This is a genomic window from Acuticoccus sp. MNP-M23 (assembly GCF_031195445.1).
In the GTDB taxonomy this organism is placed as follows: domain Bacteria; phylum Pseudomonadota; class Alphaproteobacteria; order Rhizobiales; family Amorphaceae; genus Acuticoccus.
In genome coordinates this window covers 4175919-4194045 of the sequence record NZ_CP133480.1, presented here as the reverse complement: position 1 = coordinate 4194045, position 18127 = coordinate 4175919, and the positions used below count along the sequence as shown (strand labels likewise).

The 18127-nt window shown below is 66.7% G+C and carries 19 protein-coding genes; 13 read left to right on the top strand and 6 right to left on the bottom strand.

The annotated features are described in order from the left end of the window. Window position 1 precedes the first annotated feature (1 nt). A complete protein-coding gene (locus RDV64_RS19360) occupies window positions 2-427 on the top strand; it encodes a response regulator (protein WP_309196600.1) in 426 nt (141 codons plus the stop codon). A gap of 4 nt (window positions 428-431) precedes the next feature. Here the strand turns inward: RDV64_RS19360 and grxD are convergent, their stop codons facing one another. The 3 genes from grxD to purL are packed head-to-tail and all read right to left on the bottom strand — an operon-like array spanning window position 432 to window position 3274. After that, the gene (grxD, locus tag RDV64_RS19355) at window positions 432-770 is read right to left on the bottom strand and encodes a Grx4 family monothiol glutaredoxin (RefSeq protein ID WP_309196599.1); all 339 of its coding nucleotides are present in this window, start codon (window positions 768-770) and stop codon (window positions 432-434) included. Window positions 771-800: 30 nt separating this feature from the next. Then, window positions 801-1037 carry a BolA family transcriptional regulator gene (locus RDV64_RS19350; RefSeq protein WP_309196598.1) on the bottom strand — a complete coding sequence of 79 codons (237 nt, stop codon included), beginning with the start codon at window positions 1035-1037 and terminating at the stop codon, window positions 801-803. 14 nt (window positions 1038-1051) lie between these two features. Then, window positions 1052-3274, bottom strand: coding sequence for a phosphoribosylformylglycinamidine synthase subunit PurL (purL, locus tag RDV64_RS19345; RefSeq protein ID WP_309196597.1), 2223 nt, complete (start codon window positions 3272-3274; stop codon window positions 1052-1054). Between the two features lie 120 nt (window positions 3275-3394). Between purL and RDV64_RS19340 the strand changes: the two genes are divergently transcribed. The 12 genes from RDV64_RS19340 (at window position 3395) to mazG (ending at window position 15947) form a co-directional block, all read left to right on the top strand. Next, a complete protein-coding gene (locus RDV64_RS19340) occupies window positions 3395-5479 on the top strand; it encodes a mechanosensitive ion channel domain-containing protein (protein ID WP_309196596.1) in 2085 nt (694 codons plus the stop codon). Between the two features lie 2 nt (window positions 5480-5481). Further along, entirely contained in the window at window positions 5482-6225 is a 744-nt protein-coding gene (locus RDV64_RS19335; protein ID WP_309199550.1) for a hypothetical protein, read from the top strand. A 59-nt stretch (window positions 6226-6284) separates the two neighbouring features. Further along, window positions 6285-7253 carry a threonine dehydratase gene (locus RDV64_RS19330; RefSeq protein ID WP_309196595.1) on the top strand — a complete coding sequence of 323 codons (969 nt, stop codon included), beginning with the start codon at window positions 6285-6287 and terminating at the stop codon, window positions 7251-7253. A 61-nt stretch (window positions 7254-7314) separates the two neighbouring features. Beyond that, on the top strand, window positions 7315-7710 hold the full coding sequence (locus RDV64_RS19325) for a Rid family hydrolase (protein WP_309196594.1): 396 nt from the start codon (window positions 7315-7317) through the stop codon (window positions 7708-7710). Between the two features lie 5 nt (window positions 7711-7715). Beyond that, window positions 7716-9026, top strand: coding sequence for an FAD-dependent oxidoreductase (locus tag RDV64_RS19320; RefSeq protein WP_309196593.1), 1311 nt, complete (start codon window positions 7716-7718; stop codon window positions 9024-9026). Between the two features lie 160 nt (window positions 9027-9186). Further along, the gene (locus RDV64_RS19315) at window positions 9187-10233 is read left to right on the top strand and encodes a septal ring lytic transglycosylase RlpA family protein (protein ID WP_309196592.1); all 1047 of its coding nucleotides are present in this window, start codon (window positions 9187-9189) and stop codon (window positions 10231-10233) included. A gap of 45 nt (window positions 10234-10278) precedes the next feature. Then, complete coding sequence (tmk, locus tag RDV64_RS19310; RefSeq protein WP_309196591.1) at window positions 10279-10920, top strand: dTMP kinase; 642 nt, start codon at window positions 10279-10281, stop codon at window positions 10918-10920. A gap of 10 nt (window positions 10921-10930) precedes the next feature. Further along, on the top strand, window positions 10931-11971 hold the full coding sequence (locus tag RDV64_RS19305) for a DNA polymerase III subunit delta' (protein WP_309196590.1): 1041 nt from the start codon (window positions 10931-10933) through the stop codon (window positions 11969-11971). Between the two features lie 31 nt (window positions 11972-12002). Then, window positions 12003-13535 (top strand): methionine--tRNA ligase, encoded by a 1533-nt coding sequence (gene metG, locus RDV64_RS19300; protein ID WP_309196589.1) that lies wholly within the window; start codon window positions 12003-12005, stop codon window positions 13533-13535. Next, the gene (locus RDV64_RS19295) at window positions 13532-14326 is read left to right on the top strand and encodes a TatD family hydrolase (protein WP_309196588.1); all 795 of its coding nucleotides are present in this window, start codon (window positions 13532-13534) and stop codon (window positions 14324-14326) included. Before metG ends, RDV64_RS19295 begins: the two co-directional genes overlap by 4 nt. Next, window positions 14323-15111 (top strand): MBL fold metallo-hydrolase, encoded by a 789-nt coding sequence (locus RDV64_RS19290; protein ID WP_309196587.1) that lies wholly within the window; start codon window positions 14323-14325, stop codon window positions 15109-15111. Before RDV64_RS19295 ends, RDV64_RS19290 begins: the two co-directional genes overlap by 4 nt. A gap of 50 nt (window positions 15112-15161) precedes the next feature. Continuing rightward, window positions 15162-15947 carry a nucleoside triphosphate pyrophosphohydrolase gene (mazG, locus tag RDV64_RS19285; RefSeq protein WP_309196586.1) on the top strand — a complete coding sequence of 262 codons (786 nt, stop codon included), beginning with the start codon at window positions 15162-15164 and terminating at the stop codon, window positions 15945-15947. 7 nt (window positions 15948-15954) lie between these two features. Here the strand turns inward: mazG and RDV64_RS19280 are convergent, their stop codons facing one another. From RDV64_RS19280 to hfq, 3 genes are read right to left on the bottom strand one after another with little or no spacing between them, the layout of a single operon-like run. After that, a complete protein-coding gene (locus RDV64_RS19280; RefSeq protein WP_309196585.1) occupies window positions 15955-16455 on the bottom strand; it encodes an arsinothricin resistance N-acetyltransferase ArsN1 family B in 501 nt (166 codons plus the stop codon). After that, window positions 16452-17819 (bottom strand): GTPase HflX, encoded by a 1368-nt coding sequence (gene hflX / locus RDV64_RS19275; protein ID WP_375143769.1) that lies wholly within the window; start codon window positions 17817-17819, stop codon window positions 16452-16454. The genes RDV64_RS19280 and hflX overlap by 4 nt, the downstream gene beginning before the upstream one ends. A gap of 34 nt (window positions 17820-17853) precedes the next feature. Next, window positions 17854-18102: an RNA chaperone Hfq gene (gene hfq / locus RDV64_RS19270; protein ID WP_309196583.1), complete on the bottom strand. Its 249-nt coding sequence runs from the start codon at window positions 18100-18102 to the stop codon at window positions 17854-17856. Between the last annotated feature and the right edge of the window lie 25 nt (window positions 18103-18127).

The following is an 18127-nucleotide window of genomic DNA, read 5'->3' as shown; positions in this document are numbered from 1 at the left end:
CTTGGACGACGAGCCCGCAGCAGAGATGGCCAGGTTCTTCCAGACCGCAATCATCGTGGAGGACGATGCGCTGATCTCGGACGATCTCGCCGCGATGTGCGCAGAGTTCGGCGTGCGCGTCCTCTCGGTGCATCGCAGCGCCGATGACGCCACCGCGGCGATCACCCGGGACAGGCCGGACTATGTGCTGATGGACGTGCGCATCCGCGGCAAACGCGATGGCATTGATATCGCCAACGCGGTCCACGCGGCGGGGGTGGAAAGCCGGATCGTCTACATCACCGCATCCACCGAAGGGGCGACGCTGGACCGCATCGAGGCGGACCACCCCTACAGGGTTCTGATCAAGCCGATTGCGCCGGACGATCTCGCGGCGGCGCTGCGCCTCCAGGGCGGGGCAGGCGGGCCGGGTGGCCCGCCCGCGTGAATGCTCAGGTGGCCGCGGTGTCGCGCATTGAAACGCCGGCGCCGGTAAAATGGTCCTGCAATTCGCCGGCCTGGAACATTTCGCGCACGATGTCACAACCGCCGACGAATTCGCCCTTCACGTAAAGCTGGGGGATTGTCGGCCAGTTGGAGAATTCCTTGATGCCGCTGCGGACCTCATCGTCCTCCAGCACGTTCACCGAGCCGTACTGCACGCCCAGATAGTCGAGAATCTGGACCACCTGGCCGGAGAAGCCGCACTGCGGGAAGTTCGGCGTGCCCTTCATGAAGAGGAGGACGTCGTTTGACTTGACGGCGTTGTCGATCGTCTCGTGGGCGCTCATGAGCAATTCCTTCGTCTTGTTGCCGGCAATCTATGCGTCGGGGACGTTGGTTTGAAGGGCCAGCGCATGCAATTCGCCACCCATGCGGCCGGCCAGTGCATCATAGACCAGCTTGTGCTGGGCAACTCTGGTCTTGCCGACGAAGGCCGATGAGACCACCGTCGCCGCGTAGTGGTCGCCGTCGCCGGCAAGGTCGCGGATCTCGATCTGCGCGTCGGGCAACGCGTCCTTGATCAGCGCCTCGATCTGGTGGGCGTCCATGGCCATGGTCTGGTCTCCCGTCAGTTCTGCCGCGCCATGTAGGCGGGGAACCACGCTTCGTGGGCTTCGCTGAGTGCGGCCAACGATACACGCGCACCGGGGACCGTCAATTGATCGCCGCCGGCCATGCCCAGCGGTGCAAGGCCGATCTTCGCGTCGAGCGCCGCCTGCATCAGCGCATCGGGGTCGTCGGTCGCGACCACGTAGCGCGCCTGATCCTCGGCGAAGAGGAGAACGTGGGGCGTCAGCGGCAGGTCGAGCCGGGCGCCAACGCCGGATGCCAGCGCCATCTCCACCGCCGCCATGGCGAGGCCGCCGGACGAGATGTCATGACACGCCGACAAGAGCCCGCCGCGGATCGCTTCGCGCACGAAGTCGCCGTGGGCCTTTTCGCGGGCAAGGTCGACCGGGGGCGGCGGGCCGAACGCGCCGCCATGGGCAATTTGGAGGTAGAGCGAGGCGCCAAGGTGCTCGCCGTGGCCGCCGACGATGAAGAGCGTGTCGCCGGCCTTCCAGGCGATCCCCATGCGCTGGTGAATGTCCAGCGTGCCGACGCCGCCGATGGCGGGGGTGGGCAGGATCGCGGTGCCGTCGGTCTCGTTGTAGAGCGAGACGTTGCCGGAGACGACCGGGAATTCCAGCGCACGCGACGCCTCGCCGATGCCTTTGATGCAGCCGACGAACTGCGCCATGATTTCCGGCCTTTGCGGCGAGCCGAAATTGAGGTTGTCGGTGATCGCCAGGGGGTCGGCGCCGACGGAAGTGAGGTTGCGCCAGACTTCCGCCACCGCCTGCTTGCCCCCCTCGAACGGGTCGGCAAAGCAGTAGCGCGGCGTGACGTCGACGCAGATGGCGAGCGCCTGCGGGCCGTCGCCAAGCCGGACCACGGCAGCATCGCCGCCGGGGCCTGAGGCGACGTTGCCGGAGATCACCGTGTCGTACTGCTCGGTGACCCAGCGGCGGGACGAACCGTTGGCGCTGCCGACCATTTCGAGGATGGCGGCGCCAAGGTCGGCCGGGGCGGCGGCGTGGGCGGCGGTCATCGGCTCGGGCAGCGGCGGCGTGGTGTGGGGGCGGTCATAGACCGGGGCTTCATCGCCGAGGTCCTTGATGGGGAGGTCGGCTTCCTGCTTCCCGTTGTGGAAGACCTTGAAGCGGAGATCGTCTGCCGTCTCGCCGACGATGGCGCTGTCCAGCTCCCACTTTTTGAAGATGGCCTGCGCCTCGTCCCAGTGGTCGGGGTCGAGCACCATGAGCATCCGCTCCTGGCTTTCCGACAGCATCATCTCGTAAGCGGTCATGCCGGTCTCGCGGCAGGGCACATCGTCAAGGTTGAGGTGGATGCCGAGGTTGCCCTTGGCCCCCATCTCCACGGCGGAGGAGGTGAGGCCGGCGGCCCCCATGTCCTGGATCGCGATGACCGCACCGGTTGCCATCAGCTCCAGCGAGGCTTCGAGAAGGCGCTTGCCCGAGAACGGGTCGCCCACCTGCACGGCGGAGCGCTCGGTGTCGTTGTCGCTCTCGAAGGTGGCGGACGCCATGGTGGCGCCGTGGATGCCGTCGCGGCCCGTCTTGGAGCCGAGATACACGACGGGGCGGCCGACGCCCTTGGCCTCAGAGAGGAAGATCGCGTCGGTCTTGACGATGCCGACGGCCATGGCGTTGACGAGGCAGTTGCCATCATAGGACGCGTCGAACTCGGTCTCGCCGCCCACCGTCGGCACGCCGAACGCGTTGCCGTAGCCGCCGACACCCGCCACCACGCCCGACACCACGTGCCGCGTGCGCGGATGGTCCGGCTGCCCGAAGCGCAGCGCATTCAGCACCGCAACGGGGCGGGCGCCCATGGTGAAGACATCGCGCAGGATGCCGCCGACGCCGGTGGCAGCGCCCTGGTGCGGCTCGATGTAGGAGGGGTGGTTGTGGCTCTCCATCTTGAAGACCACGGCGAGCCCGTCCCCGATGTCGACCACGCCGGCATTCTCGCCAGGGCCGTGGATGACGTGCGGCCCTTCGGTCGGCAGCGTCTTCAGCCATGGCTTGGAGGACTTGTAGGAGCAGTGCTCGTTCCACATGGCGGAGACGATGCCGAGCTCGCACAAGGTGGGCGTGCGGCCGACCAGACCGACGAAGCGCTCGTACTCCTCCGGCGTCAGCCCATGGCGGGCGACAAGTTCGGGTGTTATCTGCGGTTCGTCGTTAAGCACGGAGGGATTGCGCTCCTCGGGCGCGGTCTTGATCATCGGCGCGTATTGCGGGTTCGATTCAAGGTCAAGGGACGAGGCTATATGAGATGGGTATGTGCCCTATGGATTGCGGCAGTTCTCGGGCTCGCAATTTCGGCCTCTGAAGCGCAAACCCGGTTGCCGAGCACCGCCAATGCGGACGTCTCCTCTGCTGTCGAGCTCTTGGAGGCGGGGGGCAACGCCGTCATCGTCATGCCGGTGGAGAGCGAGCCGGCAGCGCAGATGCTGCCGGTGCGGCCACCGCTCACGGAGCGGATCGCTTCGATTCGCGGAAAGCTTGACGGCATCCTCGCGGAGGCGCCGGGCCTGCCGGCCCACACCTTGAGCGCACTGCGCGCTGCCGGCGGCGGATCGCTGGCGTGGCTGTGGCCTGCGCTTTTCATCTCGGTGGTCGCTTGTGCGATCGGGAGTGTTGCGCTGCTTCTCGTGCGGCGGATGCTGCGGCCCATGGGGCGGGCGATGGCGCTGCCGCCGCAGGAAACCCGCTCCGGCATGATCCTGCGCGGCCTTGGCATGCTGGCCGCCCACACTGCTGGTGCCGCGGCCTTCGGCCTCGCAGGCGTTGCGACGGTGATTGCGCTGCGCCCCGCACTGTCGCCCGAACGGGTGAGCGCGATGATGGCGGTGGGGATGCTCACCATATTTTTATTCATGCGGGCGGTGCTCATTGCGATTCTGGCGCCGCAGGCCGGCGCGCTGCGGGCCTTGCCATTCAGTGACCGTCTTGCGCGGATGCTCTATCTCCAGTTTCTCGTCACGATCTTTCTCACCAACGCCATTGCCTGCCTTTGCTACTGGCTCGCCAACTTTCCGGTGCTGCAGCGCAGCCACCAGCTTCTCCTCATCTTGTCGCCCACGGTCAGCGTGATCCTGTTCATCGGGCTTCTGATGATCCACCGGACGGAACTGACGGCAGCGCTTGCCGGCAACTCGCCACGGCCGCGGCCGATCCGGCGGCTTCTGGCGCTGGCGTGGCCGGTGCTCTTCGTCGGCTATCTTCTCATCGCCTGGGCCATCATGGTGGCCGGTGTGGTGGAGGACACGCACCTTGCGATCGGCCCAGTGCTTGCGCCTTTTCTGGCGCTTGTGGTGGGCATGGCGGTGGCCGGCGTCCTCATCGTCATCCACGACAGGTGGCTTGCCAACGGCGTGTCCAGCCCCGCATGGGGCGTCCTTTACGAAAGGGTCGCCGTCGGCGTCGGCACGCTGGCCGGGTTCGCGGCACTGGCCGGTATCTGGCGCGTGTTCTCGGGCGTTTACGCGGAAAGTGCGCGCACGCTGTTCGGCCTGGCACTCCTCGTTTTGCTGGCCTGGGCGGCCTGGCAGGCAGTCCGGCTCTTCGTCGCGCTGCGGCTGGAGGCGGAAGCTGGGACCGACGACGGGGAGGCCAGCGAAGGCGACGGCTTCGGCCCCGGCGCTTCGCGCCTTTCCACGTTGCTGCCGATCCTGCGCAGCGTGTTCTTCTTCGCCATCGTCTCGGTTGTCACCGTGATCGTGCTGGCCTCGCTGGGCGTTAACGTGGCGCCGCTCTTTGCCGGGGCTGGCGTGGTCGGCCTTGCCATCGGCTTTGGCGCGCAATCCCTGATCCGCGACGTGTTCTCAGGCGCATTCTTCCTGCTCGACGATGCGTTCCGCAGGGGGGAATACGTGCAAGTCGGCAGCGTGGCGGGGCAGGTGGAGAAAATCTCCGTCCGCTCTTTCCAGCTGCGCCACCAGAACGGGCCGCTCCACACAATCCCGTTCGGCGAAATCAAGCAGCTCAGCAATTTTTCGCGGGACTGGGTGATCATGAAGCTGCCGGTGCGCCTCACCTACGACACGGATGTCGAAAAGGTTCGCAAGATTGTAAAGAAGCTAGGTCAGGAATTGGCGGCGGATCCCGAGCTGGGGCCGCTGTTCATGGAGCCGCCCAAGAGCCAGGGTGTGGTCCAGATGGAGGATTCGGCAATGATCATGCGGGTGAAGTTCAAGACCAAGCCGGGGGACCAGTTTCTGGTGCGCCGGCATGTGTTCCAGGGCCTGCGTGACACGTTTGCCGCCAACGACATCCACTTTGCCCACCGCGAGGTGACCGTGCGCGTCGCGGGTGAGGAGGGCGACGACGGCCGGCGGCAGGCGGCAGCACGGGGTGCTGCGCGAATGCTCGAAGACGACACGGCCCGTTCGCAAGGGAGCGCGGCCGACGCCGCGAGCGCCCTTTGACCATGAACGCCTCCAACGACAACCGCACGGTGCGGATCGCCATGTGGTCGGGCCCGCGCAATCTCTCGACCGCTATGATGCGCTCCTTCGGCGCAAGGGCAGACTGCGCGGTGTGGGACGAGCCGTTTTATGCGCCCTACCTCAAGGCAACAGGCCTCGACCATCCGATGCGCGATGAAGTCCTTGCGGCACACGAAACCGATCCGGCCGCGGTGGCCAGAGCCTGCGCAGGCCCGGCGCCCGGCGGTGAGCCGTTATTTTACCAAAAGCACATGACCCACCACATGGTGGACGGGCTCGATCTGGCGTGGGTGGATGCTGTGCGCAGTGCCTTTCTCATCCGCGACCCCGCGCTCGTCGCCGCCAGCTATGAGGTGAAGCGCGAGAAGCCGACCCTCTCGGACCTCGGGGTGGAGCGGCAGGCGGAGCTGTTCGACCGGGCGGCGGACCGGCTGGGCCACGCGCCGCCGGTGGTGGATTCAGCGCGTATCACCGCTGCGCCGGAAGATGCGCTTACAGCGCTCTGCAACGCGCTCGAAATCCCGTTTGACCCTGCCATGCTGTCCTGGCCCGCAGGACGGCGGCCGGAAGATGGCGTGTGGGCCGCGCACTGGTACGGTGCCGTGGAGAACTCCACCGGTTTCGCGCCCGCCCGCACGGCCGAACCCCTGATGACCGACCACGCCAAACGCCTCGCCGAGCGTGCGAGACCCTATTACGAACGCCTTGCCAAGCATGCCCTTTAGGCAACCCGCTGCCATGCGCAAAGCGCCTGCGCTGCGCTGCCACAGACAAGTGAGACTTCATGGATCTTGAGACGATCGAGCGCGCTGCAGAGCTCGTCTACCGCCAGATGCCGCCGACCCCACAGTACGAGTGGCCGCAGATTTCCGCAGCCGCTGGCGCGCGTGTTCACATGAAGCACGAGAATCACACGCCGACCGGGGCCTTCAAGCTGCGCGGCGCCATCACCTTCATGGACTGGCTGCGCCGCACCCATCCGGACGTGAAAGGCATTGTCACCGCCACCCGCGGCAACCACGGGCAGGGGCAGGCACTGGCGGCGACCAGCGCCGGACTGCGTGCCGTGATTGTCGTGCCCCACGGCAATTCGGCCGAGAAGAATGCTGCCATGAAGAGCTTTGGCGCCGATTTGGTTGAGTTCGGCGCGGACTTCGAGGCCGCCAAGCAGGAGGCGTTTCGCCTGGCGGAGGCGGAGAACCTTTATTTCGTTCCGCCGTTTCACGATTCGCTGGTCGCCGGTGTCGCCACCTACGGGCTTGAGCTGTTCCGCGCCGTGGGGGAGCTTGATGCGGTTTATGTGCCCATCGGCTGCGGCTCCGGCATCTGCGGCGTGATCCATGCCCGCAACGCCCTCGGCTACAAGACCGAAGTGGTCGGCGTGGTGGCGGCGGGCGCCGACTATGCCAAGCGCTCGTTCGATGCCGGCCGGCCGATGGAAAGCGAAACCGCCGCAACCTTTGCCGACGGGGTGGCCGTGCGCGCCCCGGTGCCCGCCGCCTTCGAGATCTACGGCAAGCAGGCTGCCCGTGTGATTGCCCTCAGCGAGCGGGAGATCGCCGATGCGATCCGCCTCATCTTTCGCGCCACTCACAATGTGGCCGAAGGGGCCGGCGCAGCGCCGATGGCAGGCTTGATGCAGGAACGCGAGCGGATGGCCGGCAAGAATGTCGGCGTGATCCTGTGCGGCCAGAATATCGACAGTGCGCTTCTGGCGTCTATCCTGGCCGGTGAAACGCCGGGCGTTGCCTGAGCCACGCCTGTTGCGCGAGAGCGGCCTGCTGCGGCAGGCTGCAGCACCATGCTGAGGGACCATGATGGACAAACGGCAGAATTTCTCGACGGGGTCGCACTTTGAAGAGGCCGTCGGCTATTCGCGCGCGGTGCGCGTTGGAGAGCAGTTGTTCGTCTCCGGCACCGTTGGGCTCGATTATGAGACGCGCACCATTCCGGCCGATCCGGTGGCGCAGTTCAACAACGCCGTTGCAACCATCGAACGGTCGCTGGAGATGGCTGGCGCCTCCATGGGCGACGTGGTCACCCTCGTCACCTATGTGACGGGAGCGGACGTGATGGAGGCGATCACCCCGGAGCTGAAGCGTGTGTTTGGTGAGATCCGGCCCACCAACACCGCTTTGGTGGTCGCGTTTCCCTTTGCGGACATCAAGCTGGAGTTGCAGGTGACTGCGCTCATCGGCTGCGGGGGCTGACGGCAGTGCCCCGGCGGCCAGATGCAGCGCTTGACGGCGTTCACTGGGCCGCTCATGCGCGCGAACCCCACGTGCCCCACGCAGCGCTGGATACCGACCTTGACGTGGACGTTGCCGTGGTGGGCGGCGGTTATACCGGCCTCTCGGCAGCGCGGGAGGCGGCCCGATGCGGGGCCTCTGTCGCCTTGCTGGAAGCAGGGCGGATCGGCTGTGGCGCGTCCGGCCGCAATGGCGGCTTTGTGGTGCCACACTTTCCAGGCAGCACCAGTGTCTCGGACGTTGTGGCCGCCATTGGCGCCCGCAAGGGCGAGGCGCTTGCAGCAGAGGTCACATCAGGCCCGGATCGGGTTCTGGCAACCATCCAGCGCTATCAGATCGAAGCCGATGTGGAGCAGAACGGCTGGCTCCAGCCTGCGCATTCGGCGCGTTCGCTGGCCAAGGTGCGGCGTGTGTTCGAGGACTGGCGTGCCTTCGGCGCCGACGTGACGTGGCTGGACGAGACCGCGGTTGGGAAAATGACCGGGACAGCCACCTACCGCGGCGGCTGGACGCGCCCCAACGGCGCAACGGTGAACCCGGCGGCACTCGCCCGCGGCCTTGGCCGCGCCGCGGCCAACGAGGGGGCGCTTCTGTTCGAGGCAAGCCCGGTGGATGCCATTGCCAGAGACGGGCAGGGGAGCGTCCTGTCGGTCGGTGCACACACCGTGCGGGCCCGCGCCGTTGTGCTTGCCACCAACGGCTACACCGAGCAGCTGATTGGCGGCGAGGCGCGCGCGCTCATTCCGGTGCAGCTGTTTCACACGATGACCGCCCCGCTGGACGAAGCAATCCGCGCCAAAATACTGCCCACGCGCGCCTGTTTCACCGACATTCGCCGCTCCGGCGGCTTTGCCCGGTACGACAGGGACGGACGCTTGATCTCCGGCGGTCTGGTGTTTGCGCCCCTTGCAGGCCGTGCAAGTTTCACCCGCCATGCGCAGCGCCGGATGGGTCAGATCTTTCCCGGCCTCGGCACGCCGCCGCTGGAGGCATGGTGGACGGGGTGGTGCGCGGTCACGGACAATGGCCTGCCGCGGGTGCAACGGCTGGCACCCAATGTGTTTTCAGTTGCGGGCTACGCGACCAGAGGCGTCTGCATGGCGCAGATTGCAGGCGCGGCGCTCGGCCGTGTGGTTGGCGGCGAAGGTGAACTCGCCGATTTGCCGTTCGAGGTGCACGAGGGGGCGGCCGAGATTCCGCTTCATACCATCAAGGCGTTGGGCGCAAAGCTGATTTTCCCGTATTACGTGGCGCTGGATCGCGTCCGGCTGTCCTGAAATGGCAAAAATTCAGCACAGGAACTGTTGCAAAATTGTCTGTCTGTTAAGTTTGTGTTGATGCAGTTGGGCAAACTTTGTGGTCGGGGGTGTGCAGTGGACGTAGTGTGCGCCTATGCGGCGAGTGCGACGTCGTGAAATTTGCCGAGGGGTTGCCGCTTTGACCGGACCTTACCGAATTGCTGCCCCGCTGTTCGTGCTGCTGTGCGCCGTGCTTGCCGGCTGCAACGGCACCGTGGGGGCACTTGAGCCGGCGTTGAGCGTTGCCAGCAGCGACGACGATGCCCAGAAAGATACCGCAGCGCGGACCATGATCGGCAAGCCGTACAAGGTCGGCGGTCGCTGGTACCATCCGAAGGAAGACAAGTCCTACGACAAGACCGGGATGGCTTCCTGGTACGGTCCGAAATTCCATGGTCGCAGCACCGCAAATGGCGAACGCTTCGACCAGCATGCGCTGACCGCTGCCCATCCGACGCTGCCTCTGCCGTCCTATGTGCGCGTGACCGTGGTCAATGGCGGCCGTTCCGCCGTGGTGCGCGTCAACGACCGCGGGCCGTTCAAGCCCGGCCGGATCCTCGACGTGTCGAAGGCTGCCGCCAAGAAACTGGGTTTCATCAATGCCGGTCACGCCAAGGTCCGGGTGGAATATCTGGGGCCTGCCGAGGCAAACGGGACCGACAACGAGACGCTGATTGCAGCCGCCCGCTACAAGGCGAACGGCAACAAGGGCGGCGCAAGCGGCGGAAAACAGGTCGCCAGCCTGTCTTCGGGCAAGAAGAAAGGATCAGGCGGGTTCTCCCTGTTCGGCAAGCGCAAGGCCGATGACGACGAGGAGAGCGCAAAGCTGATCGAGGTGAAGCTCGCTGCCACCGAGCCCGTGAAGCAGGGCACACCGCTCCCCGGCGTGCAAACCCGCTACCTGCCGCGCCAGGCCGCTGCAGCGGCCGCCGCAGCCGAAGCGGAGCAGCCCTCCGCTGCCGCATACGCCGAAACGCAAGGTTCGAGCGGTGCGCTGGACGCGGTGATTGCCATGAACGAAGCCGAAGCGGACGTGCCGCCCCCGCCGAAGGTGGTGAAAGCGCAGCCGTTGCCCGAATCGGCGTCCGAAGCCAGCGCCGACCGGGTGCTGGGCGCCTTCGACATGTTCGCCACCGGTGACGACACCGGCATCAGCACCGCGGTGGCAGGCGGCGCCGCACAGTGATTGACGGCCAAGCGTGAAGACGCCGACTGATCTGCGGCCGAACTGATGCCGATCCGGGGCAAGTTCATCTCGCTGGAAGGCGGGGAGGGTGCTGGCAAGTCCACCCAGGCCCGTGCGCTGGCGCAAAAGCTGCGCGCGCGCGGCAAGGACGTCCTGATGACACGCGAGCCGGGTGGCTCGCCATGGGCCGAGCGCCTGCGTTCAGCGCTCCTCAGCGACGCGGGGCAGGCGCTGAGCCCGGCCGAGCAGACCGTGATGTTTGCCGCTGCCCGTGCCGACCATGTGGACACCGTGATCGAGCCTGCGCTGGCTGAAGGGCGGTGGGTGGTGTGCGACCGGTTTGCCGATTCCACCGAGGCCTACCAGGGCTCCGCCGGCGCATCGACCGAGATGATGGCGCTCCTGCGGGCCGTCGCCGCCGGCGACCTTGCGCCTGACCTCACGTTCATTCTCGACCTCCCGCCCGAAGTGGGGCGCGAACGCGCCGAACAGCGCGACACGCTGGACGGGTTCGAGAAGGACACGATGGAAGTGCAGGGCAGGCGCCGCAACGCCTTCCTGCAGATTGCGGCCCGTGAGCCAGCGCGCTGCGTGGTGGTGGACGCCACAATCTCGCAGGACGAGGTGGCCGAGGCCATGTGGCGCGTGGTGCACGAGCGCCTCCTGCCGACGCTGACCGTCGCATGAGCGCCGCCTGATGGCGCGGGCTCCCAAGGCTGCCATCATCGAAGGCGCGCCGATCGAACCCGACCTTCTGGACAACGCCCCGGCACCGCGCGAATCGACGGCGCTGTTCGGCCACGCAGGAGCACGCGCGCAGCTGGCGGAGGCCTTTGGCGCAAAACCGCCGCAGGGGCTCATCCTGTCCGGCGCGCGGGGGATCGGCAAGGCAACGCTCGCGTTCCGCCTTGCCAAGGCGCTCATCTCCGGGGCGCCGCTTTCCGAGGGGCTGGACAGCGATCCCGCCTCGCGCGACGTGCACCAGATCGTCGCCGGCACCCACCCCAGCCTCCTGCACCTCACCCGCGCCTGGGATGACAAGACCAAGCGCTTCAAGAGCGAGCTCAGCGTCGACACCGTGCGGCGCCTTGTGCCTTTTCTGGGCGCAACGGCAGCCGGTGGCGGCTGGCGTATCGTGATTGTGGATGCGCTGGACGACATGAACCCCAACGCCGCCAACGCGCTCCTCAAAAGCCTCGAAGAGCCACCCAAGCGCACGTTGTTTCTGCTGATTGCCCATGTGGCCGGCCGGGTGATGCCGACCATCCGCTCCCGCTGCCAAGTGGTGCGGATGACACCGCTCGGACGTGCGGACATGGCGGCTGCGCTGTCGCATCTGGATGCCGACTCGCAACTGGCTGCCGCTGCGGACGGTTCGGTCCGCCGGGCGCTGTCGCTGGCGGCTGCCGGCGCCGACGCGGTGAAGAGCGCCGAGCGGCTTTTGTCGGGCGACCTCAACGACACGCGCCGCCGGGCGCAGATTGCCGACCTTGCTGCGACAAAGCGCGGCGAGCACTTCGCCGTCGTGGCGGACCTGACGCTGGATGCGTTTGCAGCGCGCGCAAGGCGCGGCGCGGGCAAAGCGCCGCTCGGTGCGCTGGACGCCTATGCGCGCGCCTATCTGGAGGCGCTGGCCGAACGCCGGCGCGTCGAGATCTTCAACCTCGACCGCAAGGAATTCATCCTGGCGCTGACGGCACGCATGGCTGAGGCGGACGCTCTGGCCAAGCGGTCTTGACAAGCGAGGGGCCGAGGGCAACTGAGGCGGCATGAAGCGCTTCACCCTTTCAACCGCCATCTCGTACCCCAACGGCGCGCCCCACATCGGGCATGCCTACGAGCTGATTGCGGCCGATGCCATTGCCCGCTTCAAGCGGCTCGATGGCTACGACGTTCACTTTTGCACCGGCACCGACGAGCACGGCCAGAAAATGGTGGAAACGGCGGAGAAGCAGGGCATCACGCCCGGCGAACTCGCCGACCGCAATTCGGCCCTGTTCCGCAGGATGGCCGAGGTGTTGAACGCCAGCCAGGACGATTTCGTCTCCACCCGCGAGCCGCGCCACATCAAGGCCAGCCAGGCGATCTGGCAGGCGATGGCCGATGCCGGCGATATCTATCTCGGCCAGTATGGTGGCTGGTACTCGGTGCGCGACGAGGCGTTCTTTGCCGAAAGCGAATTGACCGAGGTGGACGGCGAGAAGAAGGCACCCACCGGCGCGCCGGTCGCGTGGATGGAGGAGCCCAGTTATTTCTTCCGCCTCTCCGCCTTCCAGGAGCGCCTGATCGCGCTTTACGAGAGCGAGCCGGATTTCATCGGCCCGGCGTCCCGCCGCAACGAGATCATGTCGTTCGTGAAGGGCGGCCTCAAGGATCTCTCCATTTCGCGCACCACGCTGAAATGGGGCATTCCGGTGCCGGGCGACCCCGACAACGTAATGTATGTCTGGGTCGACGCGCTGACCAACTACCTCACGTCCGTCGGCTACCCGGACGACACCGAGCGTGTGGCGAAATACTGGCCCGCAGATCTCCATGTGATCGGCAAGGACATCGTGCGCTTCCACACGGTGTACTGGCCCGCCTTCCTCATGAGCGCCGGCATCCGGGTCCCGCGCCGTGTGTTTGCGCACGGCTTCCTGTTCAATGCCGGCGAGAAAATGTCGAAGTCGGTGGGCAACGTGCTCGATCCGTTCGATCTGGTGGAGGCGTTCGGCGTTGACCCGCTGCGGCATTATCTTCTGCGCGAAGTGCCGTTCGGGCAGGATGGCAATTATTCGCTGGAAGGCTTCGTCTCCCGCGTGAATGCCGACCTGGCCAACGACATCGGCAACCTCGCGCAGCGCTCGCTGTCGATGATTGCCAAGCACTGCGACGGCAAGCTGCCCGCCATGGCGCCGCTCACCGCCGCCGACGAGGCGCTGCTTGCCAGCGTCCGCGCACTGCCGGAGGCGTGCCGCAAGGCGGTGGCCGTGCAGGCGCTGCACACGGCGCTGGGCGACATTTATGCGGTCGTGTCGGACGCCAACCGCTATTTTGCCGGCGAGGCGCCCTGGGCGCTGCGCAAGACGGACCCGCCGCGCATGGAAGTGGTGCTGGCGGTGACGGCGGAGGCGCTGCGCTGGTTCGGCATATTGATCCAGCCGTTCGTGCCGGGGACGGCTTCGGCGCTGCTGGGCCTTCTGGCCGTGCCGGAGGATGCGCGCACGCTGGCGGCGCTGGATCGAGCGCCCGAGGCGGGTACGCCGCTGCCTGCACCGACGCCCATCGTGCCGAAGCTTGAAGTGCCGGTGGCGCCATGAGGCTCGTCGACAGCCACTGCCACCTCGACTTTCCGGACTTCGACGCCGAGCGCGATGCCGTGCTGGACCGCGCCCGTGCCCGCGGCGTGGAACGGTTCGTGACCATCTCCACCCGCGTGCGCCAGTTTCACAAGCTGGCGCCCATCATCGCCGCCCACGATGATGTCTATGCATCCATCGGCACCCATCCGCACAATGCGCACGAAGAGCTGGACATCTCGGTCGCCGACCTCGTGAAACTCGCAGAGCAGCCGAAGGTCGTCGCCATCGGCGAAGCCGGGCTCGACTACCACTACGACAAGTCGCCCCGCGACGCGCAGGCCGAAGGCTTCCGCAACCACATTGCCGCGGCGCGCGAGACCGGTCTGCCACTGGTGATCCACGCCAGACAGGCGGACGAGGACGTCGCCGACATTCTGGAAGACGAGATGGGGAAGGGGGCCTTCCCTGCGATTCTCCACTGCTTCTCGTCCGGCGCAGAGCTTGCCAGGCGCGGCCTGGCGCTGGGCCTTTATGTCTCGTTCTCCGGCATCGTGACCTTCAGGAGCGCGGAGAGCATTCGCGAGGTGGCGCGCACCGTGCCGCTGGACCGGATGCTGGTGGAAACCGATGCGCCTTATCTGGCGCCGCAGCCGCACCGCGGCAAAACCAACGAGCCGTCCTTCGTGGCCGACACCGCCGCCATTCTGGCAGAGGCCATCGATGTGCCACTCGAACAGTTGGCGGCCGCGACCACCCAGAATTTCTACCGGCTCTTCACCAAGGTGAAGGCGCCGGCTGTCGCCCAATGACGACCCGCTTCACGATCCTGGGCTGCGGTTCGTCCGGCGGCGTGCCGCGCGTCGGCGGCGACTGGGGCGCCTGCGACCCGGACAACCCGAAAAACCGCAGGCGCCGCTGTGCGCTGCTGATCGAGCGCACCGGCAGCGGCGGCACCACCCGCGTTTTGATCGACACCGGCCCCGACATGCGCGAGCAGCTCCTGTCGGCTGGCGTGCCGCGGCTTGATGCGGCGGTCTACACCCATCCGCACGCCGACCATCTCCACGGCATCGACGATCTGCGCGGCTTTGCGATGGCCGAGAAGCGCCGCGTCGACGTCTACATGGACGACGAGACGCTGGCCCGCGCCACCGCCGCGTTCGGCTACTGCTTTGAAGGGGCCAGCGGCTATCCGCCAATCCTGAACGCGCAGACCATTGTGGCCGGAGAGCCATTTTCCATCGACGGCGATGGCGGCCCCGTCACTCTGACGCCGTTCAACCAGCTTCATGGACGCATCATGTCGCTGGGCTTCCGGATCGGCGATCTGGCCTATTCGTCGGACCTGCACGATCTGCCGGCGGCCTCGCTGCCGCACCTTGAGGGTCTCGACGTGTGGATCCTCGATGCGCTGCGCTACAAGGCGCACTCCAGCCACCTCAACGTGGAACAGGCTCTGGCCTGGGTGGCGCGCATGGCGCCCGGACGCGCCGTCCTCACCAACCTTCATCAGGATCTCGACTACGAGACCCTGAAGAACGAGACGCCGGCCCATGTGGAGCCGGCGTACGACATGATGGTTCTGGTTCCATAATCCATCTTATGCGACTGGCGTTATCAGACGCGCGGCTTGAGGAGAACGCCATGACACAGCCCATCGACCGACTGCGGCAGATCATGGCGCAGCTGCGTGACAAGGACACCGGCTGCGCGTGGGACATCGAGCAGACCTTCGCGACAATTGCCCCCTACACCATCGAGGAAGCCTACGAGGTGGCCGACGCGATCGAGCGCGGCAACTACGAGGACGTGTGCGAGGAGCTGGGCGACGTCCTCCTTCAGGTGGTGTTCCAGGCGCAGATCGCCGCCGAGGAAGGCCGCTTCGATTTCGACGATGTGGCGACCGTCATCTGCGAAAAGCTGGTCCGGCGCCACCCGCACGTGTTCAGCGATGGACCCGCCCGTACGCCCGAAGAGATCGAGAAGGTGTGGGACGAGATCAAGGCCGAGGAGAAAGCCGGCAAGCCGCAGGGGCTGGTGGATCAGGTCCCGGCAAACTTCCCCGCCCTCGTGCGCGCCCAGAAGATGCAGAAGAAGGTGGCGAAGGCCGGGCTCGACTGGCCCGACATCGGCGGTGTTGCCGACAAGGTGGCCGAGGAAGTCGCCGAGTTTCAGGCCGCCACGGCGTCCGGCGACCCCGCGGCGATGACGGACGAGTTCGGCGACCTGCTTTTCTCTCTGGTCAACCTCGCCCGCCACACCGGGATCGACGCCGACGAGGCGCTGCGCGGCGCCAACGCCAAGTTTGCAGCACGGGTGCGGGCCATCGAGGCTGCCGCGAAAGCCGACGGGGTGGCGGTGGACACGTTCGACGCCGCCGAATGGGACAAGCGCTGGAATGCCGCCAAGGCCGCCACGCGCCCGAAGTGAGATGGGCTCAGAGGAGCTTCTGCCACCAGCCGACGTCGTGGTAGGCGCCGAACTTGCGGCCGATCTCCGGAAACACCGCCACTTTGTGAAAGCCGAAGCTCTCGTGCAGCGCGACGCTGGCTGCGTTCGGCAGCGTGATGCCCGCGGTGGCGGCGTGGAGGCCACGGCCGGCCATCTCCGGCAGCAGCGCGGCGTAGAGCGCGTGGCCGACGCGCTGCCCGCGCGCACACGCGGCGACATAAGCCGTCACGTCCGCCGAAATGTTGTAGGCGCTGCGAGCGCGGTGCTGGCTCGCGTAGGCGTAGCCGACCACGGCGCCGTCCCGCTCGGCGACGAGGTACGGATAGGCGGCGAGCGTCGCCGCGATGCGCTCCGCCATCAGTTCGGCCGACGGCGGCTCAGTCTCGAACGAGATCACCGTGTCCACGACGATGGGCGCATAGATCGCCTGTATCGTCGGTGCGTCGTCCACGGCCGCGCTGCGGATCGACAGCGCGCCGGGGGTCATGGCGTGTAGGGTACGCTTACCGGCTCAGGCTGGACCTGGGGTTCGCCAAGCTTGGCCATGGTGTCGCTGAGGCGGGCTTCGGAAATCCGCAGCGTCAGGTGGACCGCGTCGCCCTCGTCGCGCCGCTCCAGGACTTCCACGTTGCGGTAGAGCCAGGCCAGTAGCGCCCCATCGGCCGCCTTGATGGTCGCCTCGCGGGTGATGGCGTGAGCCGCCAGCGCATCCTCGATGGCCGTGAGGACTGTCGCGACGCCATCGCCTTCGGTGGCCGAAATCAGGACCGCACCCTGCGCCCTAGCCGCCTCGGTGCGGATCTCGCGCTCGGCCTCCGGCAGGAGGTCAGCCTTGTTCCAGACCTCCAGCATCGCGCGGTGGCCCGGCTCGACGCCGAGCGCCCGCAGGGTCTCCATCACGTCGGCGGCCTGTGCCTCGGTTTCCTCGTGCGAGATGTCGCGCACGTGGACCACGAGGTCGGCCAGCGTCACCTCCTCCAGCGTGGCGCGGAACGCGGCAACCAGCGCCGTGGGCAAATGCGAGATGAAGCCCACCGTGTCCGACAGGACCGCGGTGCGGCCATGGGGCAGATCCAGCTTGCGCAAGGTGGGATCGAGCGTGGCGAACAGGAGGTCGCGCGATTCCACGTGTTCGCCCGCCAGCGCATTGAACAGCGTGGACTTGCCGGCGTTGGTGTAGCCCACCAGCGCCACCACGGGCTGGTTGTTGCGCTTGCGCTGTTCGCGCGCCAGCGAACGGGTGCGCTTCACGTCTTCCAGCGCCAGCTCCACGCGGGCAATCCGCTCGGCAATCTGCCGACGGTCCGCTTCGATCTGGGTTTCGCCAGGGCCGCCGAGAAAGCCGAAACCGCCGCGCTGGCGCTCAAGGTGGGTCCATGAGCGGACCAGCCGCGAGCGTTGATAGCTGAGGTGCGCATGCTCCACCTGGAGCACGCCTTCGGCCGTCTGCGCCCGCTCGCCGAAAATCTCCAGAATCAGCGCCGTGCGGTCGAGCACCTTGGCCTTGAAGGCTTTTTCGAGGTTGCGCTGCTGCACCGGGGTCAGCGGATGGTCGATGATGATGAGTTCCGCTTCGGACCCTGCGGCGAGCGCTGCAATGTCGTCCACCAGGCCGGTGCCGAACAGCGTTGCCGGGCGCGGCTGGCGTACGGGCACCACCCGCGCCTCCACCACGTCGAGCGCGATGGCGGCGGCAAGGCCGATCGCTTCTTCGAGGCGGCTTTCGGGGGCACGCGGATCTTCCGCCGCCGTTTTCAGGATGGGAAGCAGGACAAGCGCCCGCGTTGCCGGCTCGGAGGTGGGCCGGGTGACAAGCGCCGCCCGGTCCTCAGTGTCGTCGGTCACGCCCATCGGGGTGCCTGACCGGTCTTCTGTCGTTTGAAAATCAGCGGGCCGGCTCCTCTTCCGCCGGCTCGAAGAGCTGGACGGGCTGGTTGGGCATGATCGTCGAGATCGCGTGCTTGTAAACGAGTTGCGAATGCCCGTCGCGGCGGAGCAGGACGCAGAAATTGTCAAACCACGTCAGGACACCCTGAAGTTTCACGCCGTTGACGAGGAAGATCGTCAGCGGTGTTTTGGTCTTGCGGACGTGGTTGAGGAACGTATCTTGCAGGTTTTGCTGTTTTTCTGCCATTTTTATTCTTTCAGAGGCGCGCTGT

What these genes read in the sequence shown, in the direction of transcription:
- grxD (WP_309196599.1), bottom strand. Translation starts at nt 770, where the DNA reads ATGAGCGCCCACGAGACGATCGACAACGCCGTCAAGTCAAACGACGTC.
- RDV64_RS19350 (WP_309196598.1), bottom strand. Translation starts at nt 1,037, where the DNA reads ATGGCCATGGACGCCCACCAGATCGAGGCGCTGATCAAGGACGCGTTG.
- purL (WP_309196597.1), bottom strand. Translation starts at nt 3,274, where the DNA reads ATGATCAAGACCGCGCCCGAGGAGCGCAATCCCTCCGTGCTTAACGAC.
- RDV64_RS19335 (WP_309199550.1), top strand. Translation starts at nt 5,482, where the DNA reads ATGAACGCCTCCAACGACAACCGCACGGTGCGGATCGCCATGTGGTCG.
- RDV64_RS19330 (WP_309196595.1), top strand. Translation starts at nt 6,285, where the DNA reads ATGGATCTTGAGACGATCGAGCGCGCTGCAGAGCTCGTCTACCGCCAG.
- RDV64_RS19325 (WP_309196594.1), top strand. Translation starts at nt 7,315, where the DNA reads ATGATGGACAAACGGCAGAATTTCTCGACGGGGTCGCACTTTGAAGAG.
- tmk (WP_309196591.1), top strand. Translation starts at nt 10,279, where the DNA reads ATGCCGATCCGGGGCAAGTTCATCTCGCTGGAAGGCGGGGAGGGTGCT.
- RDV64_RS19305 (WP_309196590.1), top strand. Translation starts at nt 10,931, where the DNA reads ATGGCGCGGGCTCCCAAGGCTGCCATCATCGAAGGCGCGCCGATCGAA.
- metG (WP_309196589.1), top strand. Translation starts at nt 12,003, where the DNA reads ATGAAGCGCTTCACCCTTTCAACCGCCATCTCGTACCCCAACGGCGCG.
- RDV64_RS19295 (WP_309196588.1), top strand. Translation starts at nt 13,532, where the DNA reads ATGAGGCTCGTCGACAGCCACTGCCACCTCGACTTTCCGGACTTCGAC.
- RDV64_RS19290 (WP_309196587.1), top strand. Translation starts at nt 14,323, where the DNA reads ATGACGACCCGCTTCACGATCCTGGGCTGCGGTTCGTCCGGCGGCGTG.
- mazG (WP_309196586.1), top strand. Translation starts at nt 15,162, where the DNA reads ATGACACAGCCCATCGACCGACTGCGGCAGATCATGGCGCAGCTGCGT.
- RDV64_RS19280 (WP_309196585.1), bottom strand. Translation starts at nt 16,455, where the DNA reads ATGACCCCCGGCGCGCTGTCGATCCGCAGCGCGGCCGTGGACGACGCA.
- hflX (WP_375143769.1), bottom strand. Translation starts at nt 17,819, where the DNA reads ATGGGCGTGACCGACGACACTGAGGACCGGGCGGCGCTTGTCACCCGG.
- hfq (WP_309196583.1), bottom strand. Translation starts at nt 18,102, where the DNA reads ATGGCAGAAAAACAGCAAAACCTGCAAGATACGTTCCTCAACCACGTC.